The sequence below is a fragment of the Streptomyces sp. NPDC004031 genome (genome assembly GCF_053604375.1).
Map to the genome: position 1 here is coordinate 14172 of NZ_JBSGHL010000020.1, position 14330 is coordinate 28501.

At 73.1% G+C, this 14330-nt stretch carries 11 protein-coding genes; 7 read left to right on the top strand and 4 right to left on the bottom strand.

What is annotated here, in order from left to right:
* Positions 1 to 175: 175 nt before the first annotated feature.
* Entirely contained in the window at positions 176 to 2032 is a 1857-nt protein-coding gene (locus ACWERV_RS15260; RefSeq protein WP_452933009.1) for a phosphoenolpyruvate carboxykinase (GTP), read from the top strand.
* A 72-nt stretch (positions 2033 to 2104) separates the two neighbouring features.
* Here the strand turns inward: ACWERV_RS15260 and ACWERV_RS15265 are convergent, their stop codons facing one another.
* The 3 genes from ACWERV_RS15265 to ACWERV_RS15275 form a co-directional block, all read right to left on the bottom strand.
* On the bottom strand, positions 2105 to 3316 hold the full coding sequence (locus ACWERV_RS15265) for a pyridoxal phosphate-dependent aminotransferase (protein WP_452933011.1): 1212 nt from the start codon (positions 3314 to 3316) through the stop codon (positions 2105 to 2107).
* Between the two features lie 21 nt (positions 3317 to 3337).
* Entirely contained in the window at positions 3338 to 4951 is a 1614-nt protein-coding gene (locus tag ACWERV_RS15270) for an N-acyl-D-amino-acid deacylase family protein (RefSeq protein ID WP_452933013.1), read from the bottom strand.
* A 390-nt stretch (positions 4952 to 5341) separates the two neighbouring features.
* Entirely contained in the window at positions 5342 to 6628 is a 1287-nt protein-coding gene (locus ACWERV_RS15275; protein WP_452933015.1) for an alanine racemase, read from the bottom strand.
* 31 nt (positions 6629 to 6659) lie between these two features.
* Here ACWERV_RS15275 and ACWERV_RS15280 point away from each other — a divergent pair, with 31 nt between their 5' ends.
* Genes ACWERV_RS15280 through ACWERV_RS15290 form a run of 3 tightly spaced genes read left to right on the top strand, consistent with a single transcriptional unit; the run spans position 6660 to position 9009 of the window.
* On the top strand, positions 6660 to 7799 hold the full coding sequence (locus tag ACWERV_RS15280; RefSeq protein ID WP_452933017.1) for a sugar kinase: 1140 nt from the start codon (positions 6660 to 6662) through the stop codon (positions 7797 to 7799).
* Positions 7796 to 8587: an IclR family transcriptional regulator gene (locus tag ACWERV_RS15285; protein ID WP_398182349.1), complete on the top strand. Its 792-nt coding sequence runs from the start codon at positions 7796 to 7798 to the stop codon at positions 8585 to 8587. Before ACWERV_RS15280 ends, ACWERV_RS15285 begins: the two co-directional genes overlap by 4 nt.
* Positions 8587 to 9009 carry a RidA family protein gene (locus tag ACWERV_RS15290; RefSeq protein ID WP_452933019.1) on the top strand — a complete coding sequence of 141 codons (423 nt, stop codon included), beginning with the start codon at positions 8587 to 8589 and terminating at the stop codon, positions 9007 to 9009. The genes ACWERV_RS15285 and ACWERV_RS15290 overlap by 1 nt, the downstream gene beginning before the upstream one ends.
* Before the next feature lie 200 nt (positions 9010 to 9209).
* Here the strand turns inward: ACWERV_RS15290 and ACWERV_RS15295 are convergent, their stop codons facing one another.
* Positions 9210 to 10760 carry a chitinase gene (locus tag ACWERV_RS15295; protein WP_452933021.1) on the bottom strand — a complete coding sequence of 517 codons (1551 nt, stop codon included), beginning with the start codon at positions 10758 to 10760 and terminating at the stop codon, positions 9210 to 9212.
* Between the two features lie 247 nt (positions 10761 to 11007).
* Between ACWERV_RS15295 and ACWERV_RS15300 the strand changes: the two genes are divergently transcribed.
* Genes ACWERV_RS15300 through ACWERV_RS15310 form a run of 3 tightly spaced genes read left to right on the top strand, consistent with a single transcriptional unit; the run spans position 11008 to position 14222 of the window.
* Entirely contained in the window at positions 11008 to 11856 is an 849-nt protein-coding gene (locus ACWERV_RS15300) for a hypothetical protein (RefSeq protein ID WP_398182358.1), read from the top strand.
* A gap of 12 nt (positions 11857 to 11868) precedes the next feature.
* Positions 11869 to 12600, top strand: a complete 732-nt coding sequence (cpaB, locus tag ACWERV_RS15305; RefSeq protein ID WP_452933023.1) for a Flp pilus assembly protein CpaB — start codon at positions 11869 to 11871, stop codon at positions 12598 to 12600.
* Entirely contained in the window at positions 12597 to 14222 is a 1626-nt protein-coding gene (locus tag ACWERV_RS15310) for an AAA family ATPase (protein ID WP_452933025.1), read from the top strand. The genes cpaB and ACWERV_RS15310 overlap by 4 nt, the downstream gene beginning before the upstream one ends.
* Positions 14223 to 14330 lie beyond the last annotated feature (108 nt).

Below are 14330 nucleotides of genomic sequence, written 5' to 3' on the forward strand. Positions count from 1 at the left end.
GACAGACTCGACTGAGCGGGATCACACTCATATGAGTGTGGACGGCACCGGATGAGCGCCCGCGACCCCGTGCAGGGGCGGGTACGCACGCGTCCGGGCCGCAGCCCCCAAGGGGCCGAACCCTCACCCTCACCTCTCACGCCGGTCTGTGCGGACCCGGCGGGACGGAGCGATCGTGGCGCGCGGCAACCAAGACAGTGCGGCTCCCACCCACCACCAGGAACTGATCCGCTGGGTCGGCGACATCGCCCAGCTCACCCAGCCCGACGAGGTCGTCTGGTGCGACGGCTCGCAGGCCGAGTACGACCTGCTCGCGGCGGAACTCGTCGCCAGGGGCACCTTCACCCGGCTCGACCCGACCCTGCGGCCGAACTCGTACCACGCCGCGTCCGACCCCTCGGACGTCGCCCGCGTCGAGGACCGGACGTTCATCTGCTCGCAGCGGGAGGAGGACGCCGGCCCCACCAACCACTGGAAGGACCCCGCCGAGATGCGCGAGGTCTTCACCGGGAAGGCTCGGGGCACCTCCCGGGCCGAAGGCTCCGGGGGACTCTTCCGCGGCGCGATGCGCGGCCGGACCATGTACGTCGTCCCCTTCTGCATGGGCCCGCTCGGCTCGCCGCTCTCGGCGATGGGCGTCGAGCTCACCGACTCCGCGTACGTCGCCGCCTCGATGCGCACCATGACCCGCATGGGCAGCGCCGTCCTGGAGCAGCTCGGCAGCGACGGCGCCTTCGTCAAGGCCGTCCACACCGTCGGCGCCCCGCTCGCCCCCGGCCAGGCCGACGTGCCGTGGCCCTGCAACACCACCAAGTACATCTCGCACTTCCCCGAGGACCGCGAGATCTGGTCGTACGGCTCCGGCTACGGCGGCAACGCGCTGCTCGGCAAGAAGTGCTACGCGCTGCGCATCGCCTCCGTCATGGCCCGCGACGAGGGCTGGCTCGCCGAGCACATGCTCATCCTCAAGCTCACCCCGCCGCGCGGCGAAGCCCGCTACGTCGCCGCCGCCTTCCCGTCCGCGTGCGGCAAGACCAACCTGGCGATGCTGGAGCCCACCGTCTCCGGCTGGTCGGTCGAGACGATCGGCGACGACATCGCGTGGATGCGCTTCGGCGACGACGGCAGGCTCTACGCCATCAACCCCGAGGCCGGCTTCTTCGGCGTCGCCCCCGGCACCGGCGAGCACACCAACGCCAACGCCATGAAGACGATGTACGCCAACACCGTCTTCACCAACGTGGCCCGCACCGACGACGGCGACGTGTGGTGGGAGGGCATGACCGAGGAGCCCCCCGCCCACCTCACCGACTGGAAGGGCCAGGACTGGACGCCGGAGTCCGGCACGCCCGCCGCGCACCCGAACGCGCGCTTCACCGTCCCCGCGGACCAGTGCCCGATCATCGCGCCCGAATGGGAGGACCCGCGCGGCGTCCCCATCTCCGCGATCCTCTTCGGCGGCCGCCGCGCCAGCGCGGTCCCGCTCGTCACGGAGTCCTTCGACTGGCAGCACGGCGTCTTCCTCGGCGCGAACATCGCCAGCGAGAAGACCGCCGCCGCCGAGGGCAGGGTCGGTGAGCTGCGCCGCGACCCGTTCGCGATGCTGCCCTTCTGCGGCTACAACATGGGCGACTACTTCGCGCACTGGCTGGAGGTGGGCCGCGCCCACGACCCGGCGAAGCTGCCGAAGATCTACTACGTGAACTGGTTCCGCAAGGACGCGGACGGCCGCTTCGTGTGGCCCGGCTTCGGCGAGAACGCGCGCGTCCTGAAGTGGGTCGTCGAGCGGCTGGACGGTACGGCGGAGGGGGTCCGCACGCCCATCGGGATCCTCCCCGCGCCCGGATCCCTCGACGTCGAGGGGCTCGGGCTGTCGCCCGCGGACCTGGAACTGCTCCTGTCGGTGGACCCCGCCACCTGGCGCGAGGAGGCCGCGCTGATCCCCGAACACCTGGAGACGTTCGGCTCCCGTACGCCGCCCGAGCTGTGGGCGGAGTACGACGCGCTGGTGGAGCGCCTCACTACTGCGTAGGGCCCGAGCAAACGGGGGCGCGTGGGGGTACCTGGGAGGTGCCCCCACGCGCCCCTTCGGGGCGCAAGCCCTCTACGGCTGGGAGTAGCCGTCCAAGAACCGGCCGATACGGCCGATCGCCTCGGTCAGGTCCTCCGCGCGGGGGAGCGTGACGATGCGGAAGTGGTCGGGCTCCATCCAGTTGAAGCCCGTGCCGTGGACGATCATGATCTTCTCGGCCCGCAGCAGGTCGAGGACCATCTGCCGGTCGTCCTTGATCTTGTAGACCTGCGGGTCGAGCCGCGGGAACGCGTACAGCGCGCCCTTCGGCTTGACGCACGTCACGCCGGGGATCGCGGTCAGCGCGTCGTACGTCGCGTCGCGCTGCGCGAGCAGCCGGCCGCCGGGCAGGACGAGCGAGTTGATCGACTGGTGGCCGCCGAGCGCGGTCGCGATCGCGTGCTGCGCGGGCATGTTCGCGCACAGCCGCATGTTCGCCAGGATCGTCAGGCCCTCGATGTAGCTGGAGGCGTGCGACTTGGGCCCGCACACCGCGAGCCAGCCGCTGCGGTAGCCCGCCACCCGGTAGGCCTTCGACAGGCCGTTGAAGGTGAGGGTGAGCAGGTCGGGGGCGATGGCGGCGGTCGGGGTGTGGGTGACGTCGTCGTAGAGGATCTTGTCGTAGATCTCGTCCGAGCAGACCACCAGCCGGTGCCGGCGGGCGATGTCGGTGAGGCCGCGCAGCAGCTCGTCGTCGTAGACCGCGCCGGTCGGATTGTTCGGGTTGATGATGACGATCGCCTTGGTGCGGTCGGTCACCTTGCGCTCGATGTCGGCGAGGTCCGGCATCCAGTCGGCCTGCTCGTCGCAGCGGTAGTGGACGGCGGTGCCGCCCGCGAGCGAGACCGAGGCCGTCCACAGCGGGTAGTCGGGCGCCGGGACCAGCACCTCGTCGCCGTCGTCGAGCAGCGCCTGCATCGACATCTGGATCAGCTCGGACGCGCCGTTGCCGAGGTAGACGTCCTCGACGTCCAGCGGGATGCCCTTGGTCTGGTAGTGCTGCATCACCGCGCGGCGCGCGCTCAGCAGCCCCTTGGCGTCCCCGTAGCCGTGCGCGTCCTTCAGCGTCCGGAGCATGTCCTCCAGGATCTCGGGGGGACACTCGAAGCCGAAGGGGGCCGGGTTGCCCGTGTTGAGCTTGAGGATGCGGTGACCGGCAGCCTCAAGCCGCATCGCCTCCTCAAGAACCGGGCCCCGGATCTCGTAACAGACATTTGCGAGCTTCGTCGACTGGATCACCTGCATGCCGGTCACCTTACGGCGGTGTTACGCGGGCCGCGCGGTGTTTTTCGCCACCCGGGGGACGCCCCGGCGGCCCCTGCCGCGTACCGAACGGCCTGCGAGGACGTCCGTGCGGCGGCCGTCCTCGATCACGAAACGCCCGTCGATCAGGACGTACGGGATCCCGGTCGGCGGGGTCCGCGGGCTCGCGTACGTGGCGCCCGCCGCGACCGTCTCCGGGTCGAAGAGCACCAGGTCGGCGCGGTAGCCCTCGCGGACCAGGCCGCGGTCGGCGAGCCCCAGCCGCGCCGCCGGGCGGCCGGTGAGATGGGCCACACACTCCTCCAGGGTGAGCACGCCCAGCTCGCGCACGTAGTGGCCCAGGTAGTGCGGGAAGGTGCCGTACGCGCGCGGGTGCGGCTTCGCGCCGTGCAGGATGCCGTCCGAGCCGCCCGTGTGCGCGGGGTGCCGCATCACCGTGCGGACGTTCTCCTCGTCGCCGACGTGCTGGAGGATCGTCGTCCCCAGCCGGTCGGCCAGCAGCAGCGCGCGGGCCGCGGGCCAACCGTCCAGGCGCCTGCCGACGTGCCCGGCCAGGGCGGGGTCGGCGGTGCCGGAGATCTCGACCGTCGACCAGTCGACCGGCACGCCGTGGCAGCCGTCCGAACCCTCCACCTCCAGCGCGTGCCGGATCCGCTCCGCGGTGGGCGCGTCCCGCAGCCGGGCCAGCGTCGCCTCCGGGCCGCCGACCGCCGCCCAGCTCGGCAGCAGCGCGGCGAGCGTCGTGCAGCCCGCGGTGTAGGGGTAGGTGTCCAGCGTGACGTCGGCGCCGTCCGCGGCGGCCGCGTCCAGGAGGGCCAGCAGGTCGCCCGCGCGGCCGGCGTTCTCGCCGAAGTTCATCGTCGCGTGCGCCAGGTGGAGCGGGCAGCCGGCCGTCCTGGCGAGGGTCAGCATCTCCTCGTACGCGCGCAGGGCGCCCGCGCCGTACGAGCGGTGGTGCGGGCAGAAGTAGCCGCCGTGCGCGGCGACCACGCGGCACAGCTCCGCCAGCTCGGCGTCCGGCGCGTACATGCCCGGCGTGTACGTCAGGCCCGCCGACATGCCGACCGCGCCGTCCGCCATGCCCTCCGCGACCAGGCGCTTCATCTCCTCCAGCTCGCCGGGTGCGGCCGGGCGGTCCTCCCAGCCGACCGCCATCATCCGCACGGTGCCCTGCGGGACGAGGTAGGCCGCGTTGACGGCGACGCCCTGGTCGAGGCGGTCGAGGTACCCGCCGACCGTGCGCCAGTCGAACGTCACGTCCGAGCCGTCGCCGTTCCACCCCGCGATGAGCGTGCGCAGCGTGTCGAGGGTGCGGTCGTCGGCGGGCGCGTACGACAGGCCGTCCTGGCCGAGGACTTCGAGGGTGACGCCCTGAGCCGCCTTGGCCTCGTGGGCCGGGTCCGTGAGGAGGGCGAGGTCGCTGTGGGCGTGCATGTCGATGAAGCCGGGGGCGAGGGCGAGGCCGCTGGCGTCGAGGGTTCTCCTGCCCGTGAGCCGACTGCTGCCGGGGGGCCGTATCTCGGCGATGCGGCCCTCGGCGATGCCGATGTCCGCGAGGCGGGCGGAGCGCGTGCCCGTGCCGTCGATGAGGCGCGCTCCGCGCACGACCAGGTCCATGGTCCAGACCATACGTTGCCCTTGCGGGGGGCTGGGCTGCGGGGCGCTCCGGGGGTGCTTGTTGCGGTTCGCCGCGCGACCTTCTGCCCGTGGGGGCTGAGCGCGCAGTTCCCCGCGCCCCTTTCGCGGCGCGCCGGTGGGTGGGTCAGGGGCCGCCACGGGGCACCTCCTCGGAATGCGCGTTCGCCCTCTTACCGAGTTGGTGAGCTACTCCCAGCGCATTCCTGCGGGGGCACCCCGCACCGTCCCCCTCCGGGGTGTACGGCGGGCTCGCCGCCGATGGTGGTTGAGTCCCACAGGGGGACCGTCAGACGAAGTCTTACCTGCACGGGTGGTGCGGGTGGGAAACAGCCCGCGCCGCCAGGCGCGGGCACCGCGGGGGATGAGGTCCTAGAAGAACGTGCGGACGTACTCCGTGACCGTGCCGTCCGTCGTGGCGACGGGGATGAGGGGCCATTTGTCGAAGGTCGTGCAGGGGTGGGAGACGCCGAGGCTCACGAGGTCGCCGACCTGGAGGGGGTCGGTGGGGGGGACGTCGAGCCAGAGGTGCTGGTCGGAGATGCCGGTGACGCGGAGGTCGGCGGGGGCGGGGCGCGAACCGGTGGGGGTGCGGACGGTGAGGGGGGTGGGGAGGCCGAGGTCGTAGGGGGCGTCGCGCTTGCCCGCGTTGAGGAAGGCCTGCGTGGGGGAGGGGCGGGAGACGACCTGGGCCCAGAGGCGGAAGGCGGGTTCGAGGTGGCCGGGGACGCGGGTGAAGGGGGTGATGCGGGCGTAGTGCTGGTCGTCGTGGGTGACGTAGGCGCCGGAGCGGAGCAGCGGGAGGGCGGGGCGGGAGAGCGCGGGGAGGTCGGCGAAGACCTCGGCGACCGCGTCGAACCAGGCGGAGCCTCCCGCGCTGACGATGACGTGGTCGGTGTCGGCGAAGGCGCCGGTGGAGTCGAGGGTGGCGGCGAGGGCGGTGAGGCGGCGCAGCCACGCGCGGACGCGGTCGGGGTCGGCGGCGGGGACCTCGCCCTCGTAGCCGGCGACGCCGACGAGCCGCAGGTGGGCGGCGGCGGTCGCGGCCTCGGCGACGGCGAGGGCCTCCGCCTCGGTGCGGACGCCGGTGCGTGCGCCCTCGCCCGCGCCGAGTTCGACGACGACGTCGAGGGGGCGCCGGGAGCCCGCGGCGGCGAGGGCCGCGTCCATGAGGGCGACGCCGTGGACGGAGTCGACGTAGCAGACGAGGGTGAAGCCGGGGTCCGCGTCGAGTTCGGCGGCGACCTGGCGGAGGGCCGCGGGGTCGACGAGTTCGTTGGCGAGGAAGACCCGGGGGATCCCGAACGCGCGGGCCACGCGCAGCTGGTGGGGGACGGCGACGGTGATGCCCCAGGCGCCGTGGTCGAGCTGGCGGGCGAAGAGCCGCGGGGCCATGGACGTCTTGCCGTGCGGGGCGAAGGCGAGGCCGTGGTCGGTCGTCCAGCGTTCGAGCGCGGCGAGGTTGTGGTCGAGGGCTTCCGCGGAGAGGACGAGCAGCGGGGTGCTGAAGCCTCCGTCGGTCAACGAGCGGCGCTGGTCGGTGAGTTCGCCGACGGTGAGCCCGTCCGCGTCGGGCGGCAGCCCCTTGAAGCGGTGGTCGATCCGCTCGTCGCGGAGCGCGGCGACCCGTTCGGCGACTGTTGCGGCAACGGCGTCCATGCACCCTCCGTACCCCGCAAGGCGTTGCGTCATGTGCAACGGCCATTGCGTATCGTGTTTCGAGCTGTCTAACATCCGGTCCTGCGCCTGGTCAACGGCGGCAGACCCGTACCCGGACCCAGGGGAAGTGAACGTGAGCGTGACGCCGGACTTCGACGTCGTATGCCTGGGCGAGTCCATGGTCACTTTCGTGCCCACCACGGGCGGGCCGCTCGCGGACGTCCCCGCCTTCGAACGCGGTATCGGCGGCGCGGAGTCCAATGTCGCGTGCACGCTGGCGCGCGCCGGGCACACCGCGCGGTGGGTCAGCCGGGTCGGCGGCGACGGCTTCGGCGACCATCTCGTCGAGACGATCGCGGCCGCGGGCGTGGACGTCGGCGCGGTGCAGCGCGACCCGCACCGTCCCACCGGCATCTACTTCCGTACGGCGGGCGAGCGGGCCACGACGCTGGACGCCGCCCCCGGGCGTGCCGAGGTCGTCTACTACCGCAAGGGCTCGGCGGCCTCCGCCCTGTCGCCCGCGCTGGTGCAGCGGCGCGACGTGTGGGCGGGCCAGGTGCTGCACCTGACCGGCATCACCTGCGCCCTGTCGGCCACCTGCCGGGCGCTGATGCGGCGGCTCACCCACCGCGAACCGGGCCGCCCGCTGGTCTCCTTCGACGTCAACCACCGCCCCGCGCTGTGGCACGGCGCCGACCCGTGGCTGCTCGCCGAGCTGGCCAGGGGCTGCGACCTGGTGTTCGTCGGCGAGGACGAGGCGCAGGCCGCGTGGGGCCTGCCGGACGCCGACGCGGTACGGGCCGCGCTGCCGGAGCCCGCGACCGTCGTGGTCAAGCAGGGCGCGGGCGGCGCCACCGCCTTCAGCGGCGGGACGCGCGTGCACGTACCCGCCCCGGCCGTGGACGTCGTCGCGCACGTCGGCGCGGGCGACGCCTTCGCCGCCGGGTTCCTGTCCGCGACGCTGCGCGGGCTGCCGCTGCGCGACCGGCTGCGGCACGGCCACCTGCTCGCCGCCGCGGCCCTCACCGTGCCCGGCGACCTGGCCGTACCGCCCGCGCGCGGGCACGCCGACGCCCTCGCCGCCCTCGACGACACCGCATGGGGCAGACTGCGACTCGCGCCCGGCTGGACGGACCGGGCCGACGACCTGCTGGAGGAGGTGGCGCGGTGAGCCAGACCGTCGACCGGGCGCTGACCATCCTGCCGCTGCTCGCCGAGGGACCGGCGAGCCTGGAGCAGGTCGCCACCCGGCTCGACGTGCACAAGTCCACCGCGCTGCGGCTGCTGCGCACCCTGCACGAGCACGGCATGGTCTACCGCCAGCAGGACCAGCGCTACCGGCTGGGCGCGCGGCTCTTCGCGCTCGCCCAGCAGGCCGTCGAGTCCCTCGACATCCGCGGCGTCGCCCACCCGCACCTGGCCGCCCTCAACGCGCAGACCGGCCACACCGTGCACCTCGCCGTCTACGAGCAGGGCGAGGTCGTCTACATCGACAAGGTCGAGAGCCGCTACCCGGTGCGGATGTACTCGCGCATCGGCCGTCCGGTCGCCATCACCGTCGCCGCCGTCGCCAAACTGCTGCTCGCCGACCTGCCCGAGCCCGAGCGCCGGGACGTCGCCGAGCACCTCGACTACCCGCGCTACACGCCGCGTTCGACCCCGGACGCCGCCTCCTTCCTCGCCGAGCTGGCCCGCGTGCGCGAGCAGGGCTGGGCGAGCGACCTGGGCGGTCACGAGGAGTCCATCAACTGCGTGGGCGCGCCCGTGCGGGGGCCGGACGGGCGGGTGTGCGCGGCCATGTCCGTCTCCGCGCCCAACGTCGTGGTCGGAGCGGAGGAGTTGCTGCGGCTGCGGCCGCTGATCCTGCGCACCGCCGAGGCGATCGGCGCCGAGCTGTCCGGCGTCACGCCGTCCCCTCCCGCGTCAACCGCCGCCCCTGTGATGAAAGGTGCCACCTGATGAGCGAAGTGCCCGAGGCCGCTGTGAAGACGGCGATCACCCCGCCGACGCACACCGTGCCGCCCGCGAAGTTCTCGCACGGTGTCCGCAAGGGCAACATCCTGCAGGTCGCGGGCCAGGTCGGCTTCCTGCCCGCGCAGGAGGGCAGGCCGCCCACCCCGGCGGGTCCCGACCTGCGCGCCCAGGTCCTCCAGACCCTCGCCAACGTCCAGTCGGTGCTGGAGGCGGGCGGCGCGTCCTGGGAGGACGCGGTGATGGTCCGGGTCTACCTGACGGACACGGCCCACTTCGCCGAGTTCAACACCCTGTACGACGCGTACTTCGCCGCGCTGGCCGAGCCGCCCGCCGCCCGCACGACGGTGTACGTCGGCCTCCCGGCGGGCCTGCTGGTCGAGATCGACGCACTGGCCGTCCTGGGCTGACGCCCACCCGGCCGGGGGCCGCTCCGGGCTGCCCTCTGCGGAGGGCGGTGAGCGTTTTTCAGGGGCGCGGGGAACCGCGCGACCAGCCACCGACCGCCTGCACGTCGTCACCGGCCCGAAGGGGCAGTTCGGATCGTGCCGGACCACCGGCCGGTGGTGGGTTGCGCGCGCAGTTCCCCGCGCCCCTCAGGTTCTTCGGACTACGGCAGAGCGTGGACGTGCGGGCCCACCCCGTTGGACCAGGTGTTGCCGGCGGAGGCGTCCCAGTTCGTGGACCAGGTCATCGCCCCGCCGATGCCCGGCCAGGTGGTGGACGGCTTGAACGTGCCGCAGCCGGTGCCCTTCGCGAGGCAGTCGATCGCGTTGTTGACGACGCTCGGGCTCACGTAGCCCGAGCTCGCCGCGCTGGTGGACGCCGGGGTGCCGATGCCGACCTGCGCGGGGGACAGGCCCGCCTGGATCGCGGTGCAGGCGAGGGTGGTGATGAAGTCCACCGAGCCCTGGCTGTACACGCCGCCGTCGCAGCCGTTCATCGAACCGCTGTTGTAGTACTGCGTGTTGACGATCGTCAGGATGTCCTTGATCTTGAGCGCGGTGGCCAGGTAGTCACTGCCGGCCGACAGCATGTCGATCGTCTGCGGGGCCATCGTGATGACGAGGCCCGAGCCCGCCTTGGCGCTCAGCGCGCGCAGCGCCTGCGGCATGTAGGTGGAGTCGATGCCGTTCTCCAGGTCGATGTCGACACCGTTGAAGCCGTAGGTCTGCATGAGCGAGTAGACGCTGTTGGCGAAGTTGGTCGCCGAGGCCGAGTCCCGTACCGAGATCGTGCCGTTCTGGCCGCCGACCGAGACGATGACCTTCTTGCCCGCGGCCTGCTTCGCGGCGATGTCGGCCTTGAACTGCGCCTGGCTGTAGCCGAGCGACGGGTCGAGGGTGAAGGACACCGCGCCGGGCGTGCCGGTCGCGTCCGCGAAGGCGACGGCGATGATGTCGTACTGGCTCTGCACCTGCGCGATGGTCTGGACGGTCGCGCCGTTGTTGAAGTTCTGCCAGTAGCCGGTGACGACGTGCTTGGGCAGGTTTCCGGCCGGAGGCGTGGTGGGCGGGGTCGTCGGAGGCGTCGTCGGCGGGGTGGTGGGAGGCGTGGTCGGGGGAGTCGTGGGCGGGGTCGTCGGGGGAGTGGTCGGCGGGGTGGTGGCGCCGGCCGGGCCGGTGAGGCTGAAGTCGTCGGCGTAGTAGGCGGGCTGGCCGTACCAGCCGTGCACGTACACCGTCACGGACCTGGTGCTGGCGCCCGTGGTGAAGGTGGTGCTGAGCTGCTGGTACGAGGACGCGCCCGGGGTCCAGGTGGACGGGTCGGTGCCGCCGGTGCCGGTGGCGCCGATGTAGACGTAGCTGCCCTGGACGTACGCGCTCAGCGTGTACTGGGAGTTGGGCTGGACGCTGACGGTCTGCGAGCACTGGGAGTTGTCGGAGCCCGCCGGGGTGCCCTTGAGGGCGCCGGAGCCGGTGTGCACCGGGCTGGTGACGGCGGCGCCGCTGCCCGCGGTGCAGGTCCAGCCGGAAAGGCCGCTCTCGAAGCCGGAGTTGGCGACCAGGTTGGTGGTCGCGGCGCTGGCGCTGCCGGTGACGGCGAAGGCGGCGGCCGCGCCGACCACGGCCGTCGCGCTCAGCACGGCGACGGTGCGCTGCCTGGTGGACGTTCTGCGAGGGGCACGGCCCGCGTTATTCGCGTGCGATGCACGTTCCACGACTGCCTCCTGGGGGCAAGGAGTTGGGGGGTAGTGGGAGTGCGGAGAGGAAAGAACCCCGGGGTGGTCCCGGTAAGGGAGAAAGTTGGTCCAGACCAATTGGGTTGTCAAGACCTCTTGCCGACGGCCGGTGTTCACCTGTCCCGATCCGCAACTTTGCGCACCCAACTCGCTACCCATCGATAAGCTGACGACCGTAAAACGCCAGGCCGAGGGGGCCGTTCCGGCGGAAAGGGGGAGGTTCCGGATGCCGAGCGTCATCACGGTCACATCCGACGACCTCGCGCTGCCCCTGGAGCAGCACGTCGCCCAGGTCGCCGCCGCACTCGACGCCCACGGGCACGTCGTCGCGCTCGCGCCCGCCGAGGCCGACGACGCCGCCCGCCGCCGGCTGCACACCGTCCGCTCGGCCCTGGAGGCCGACCGGCTGGCCATCGTGCCGCTCGGCCTGCCGCCGCTGGCCCGCGTCCTGCTCGGCGAGCAGCTGCGCCAGCTCACCGGCACCGACCTCGGGCCCGGCGTACTCGCCGGGGCCGCCCGGCTGCTGTCGTACTACCTGCACTCCGGTGCGCTGCTCGGCTCCGTCAGCAAGCTCGACCGGGTGCCGGTCGGGGTCGGCAGCCACGTCAAGTCCCTCGTCCCCGGGCGGCACTTCGCCGTCCTCGCGCACCCCGAGCCGTACATCGGCGAGGCCGAACCGGCCGCCGTACCGCCCGGTCCGGGCTACATGACGCAGCTCGCGCTCGCGGGCAAGGGCCTCGACCCGGGCTGGATCACCGGGCCGCTGGCCGCGGCCTGGCGCTCCCAGCACGTCCGCGAGGTGCCGCTGCCGCCGGACTCCGCCCGCTGGTGGGGCACCGGCAAACTCGTCGAGTTCACCGCCTACATCGCCGACGTCGGCATGCTCTACCAGCTCGTCACCTCCGTCCGGCGCGACACCTGCACCTGGTGCGGGCTCGAAGTCATCGGCGACCAGTGCCTGTTCTGCGCCACCCGGCTGGGCGACCGCAACGCCCCCGCCAAGCACGCCGCGGACCCGCGAGGACGGTCCGTGGAAACCCCGCGCCGCCCCCAACTCGAACCCCACAAGCGATAGGTGCGACCGCACATGAACTCACGTCAGCGCCGTGGCGTCGTCCTGCTGGTGGTCTCCGCCGTGTGCGCGGTCGCCGCCTTCGCCGGAGTGCTCGCGGTCGTCAACGACGCGCGCTCCGAGGTCGGTTCGAAAGTCACCGCGTACGAGCTGACCAAGGACGTCCCCGCCTACCAGCAGCTCGACACCTCCGACGTGCGCCAGGTGCAGGTGCCCTCGCGCTGGCTGCCGGACACCGCGGTCCGCGACCTCGCGGAGGTCCACGGCAAGATCGCCGCGGTCGCGCTCGCCAAGGGGTCGCTCCTGCAGACCGACATGGTCGCGCCACGTCCCGAACTCAAGCCCGGCCAGATGGAGATCGCCATCATGATCGACGCCGAGACGGGCGTCGCGGGCAAGATCACCCCGGGCGCGCGGGTCAACATCTTCGCCACCTTCGCGGGCAAGACCGACACCGCGCCGGACGTCTCGCGCATCATCGTCGCGGGCGCGCAGGTCGTTGACGTCGGCGAGATCAAGGCCTTCGACAAGGACGCCGAATCCCAGCGGCAGTCCACCGAGGGCGTCCCCATTACCTTCGCGCTCGACGCCGAGGACGCCCAACGCGTCGCCTACGCCGAGTCGTTCGCCGAACACGTCCGGCTCGCCCTGGTCGCGCCCGGCGACACCGCCGCCCCGCCCGCCGACTCCCGCAACTACACGCTGTCCGGCGACACCGCGGGCGGCGGGGGAGGTGCCCGGCCGTGACCGTCCGCATCGTCGCCGCCACCTCCGACCAGGACGCCGCCCGCGCCCTGCTCGGCCTCCTCGCCCAGCTCCCGGGCGCCGAACCGGCCCCCGCGCTGCCCGACTCCGGCTCGCTGCTCGACCTGCTCGCGCGCGCCGCCGAAGCGGGCGTCGACGAACTGCCCGAGGTCGTCATCGTCCACGAGACGATCGGCCCGATGCCCGCCCTGGACCTGGTCCGCGACATCGCGCTGCGCTTCCCCGCGGTCGGCGTCGTCCTGCTCACCCCCGACACCGGCCCCGCCGCACTCGCCGCCGCGATGAACTCCGGCGCCCGCGGCGTCGTCGGACTCCCGCTCGCCTATGACGAGTTGGGCGCCCGCGTGGAAGCCGCCGCGACCTGGGCCGGGGGCGTACGACGGCACCTCGGGCCGCAGCGCGCCGCAGCGCTGCCCGCCGTGGCGGGCGGCACCGTGGTGGCCGTCGCGGGCGCCAAGGGCGGCGTCGGCACGACCGTCACCGCCGTCCACGTCGCCCTCGCCGCGCTCGCCTCCGGCCGCTCCACCGCACTGGTCGACCTCGACCTCCAGGGCGGCGACGTCGCCTCCTACCTCGACGTGCAGTTCCGCCGCTCCGTCGCCGACCTCGCCGACATCGCCGACGTCTCCTCGCGCGTCCTGCACGACGCCATGTACGTCCACGAGTCCGGCCTCGCCCTGCTCCTCGCCCCCGCCGACGGCGAACGCGGCGAGGAGGTCACCGACCGCGCCGCCCGCCTCGTCCTCACCGCGCTGCGGCAGCGCTACGAGGTCGTCGTCGTCGACTGCGGCACCCAGATCACCAGCGCGAACGCGGTCGCCGTCGAGGTCGCCGACACCGCGGTGCTCGTCACCACCCCCGACGTCGTCGCCGTACGCGCCGCCAAGCGCATGGTGCGCATGTGGGACCGGCTCCAGGTCCGCAAGCCCCAGGACACGGTGGCCGTCGTCAACCGCCACACCCGCACCACCGAGATCCAGCCCACCCTCGTCGGCCGCATCACCGGCACCCGCATCGCCACGTCCGTGATCCCCGCCGCCTTCCGCGAACTCCAGCCCGTCATCGACGCGGGCCGCCTCCACGACCTCGACACCCGCTCCACGGTCAAAGCCGGCATCTGGGCGCTGGCCGGTGAGATCGGCGTCGTCACCGGCGCGACACTGCCCGCACCGCGCGGCAAGAAGTCCCGCCGCGAACGCCGCGACGCCGCGGGCGCGGGCAAGGGCGACCGGGGGGAGCGCGGCGACCGAGGCCAGGTGACCCTGGAGACCCTCGGCATGACGCCGATCATCCTCATCACCCTCATCCTCGTGTGGCAGGCCGTCCTCGCCGGCTACACCTTCACCCTCGCGGGCAACGCGGCCGACGAGGCCGCGCGCGCCGCCGCCGTCGCCGCGGACCCGCAGGCCGCGGCGACGGCCGCCGCGAAGTCCGACCTCCCCGGCGCGTGGGCCGACCCCGCGGGCGTCGACACGGCGGTCTCCGACAGCACGGTTTCGGTGACCGTGACGCTCAAGGTCCCGGTCCTCTTCCCGGGCGCGATCGACTTCCCGGTCAAGGTCCACGGCCACGCCCGCATCCCCCGCGAACGGCCCGCGGGATGAGCCCCCCGCGGCCCGTGAGGGCAACCACGCGCCCGCGCCGGGGGGCGCCCCGCAGGGGCGCGGGAAACTGCGCGAGCAACCCACCACCGGCCGGTGGTCCGGTACGGA

Bases quoted from the DNA above. Each gene is read 5' to 3' on its own strand.
- ACWERV_RS15265 (WP_452933011.1), bottom strand. From the start codon at position 3,316: ATGCAGGTGATCCAGTCGACGAAGCTCGCAAATGTCTGTTACGAGATC.
- ACWERV_RS15270 (WP_452933013.1), bottom strand. From the start codon at position 4,951: ATGGACCTGGTCGTGCGCGGAGCGCGCCTCATCGACGGCACGGGCACG.
- ACWERV_RS15275 (WP_452933015.1), bottom strand. From the start codon at position 6,628: ATGGACGCCGTTGCCGCAACAGTCGCCGAACGGGTCGCCGCGCTCCGC.
- ACWERV_RS15280 (WP_452933017.1), top strand. From the start codon at position 6,660: ATGTGCAACGGCCATTGCGTATCGTGTTTCGAGCTGTCTAACATCCGG.
- ACWERV_RS15290 (WP_452933019.1), top strand. From the start codon at position 8,587: ATGAGCGAAGTGCCCGAGGCCGCTGTGAAGACGGCGATCACCCCGCCG.
- ACWERV_RS15300 (WP_398182358.1), top strand. From the start codon at position 11,008: ATGCCGAGCGTCATCACGGTCACATCCGACGACCTCGCGCTGCCCCTG.
- cpaB (WP_452933023.1), top strand. From the start codon at position 11,869: ATGAACTCACGTCAGCGCCGTGGCGTCGTCCTGCTGGTGGTCTCCGCC.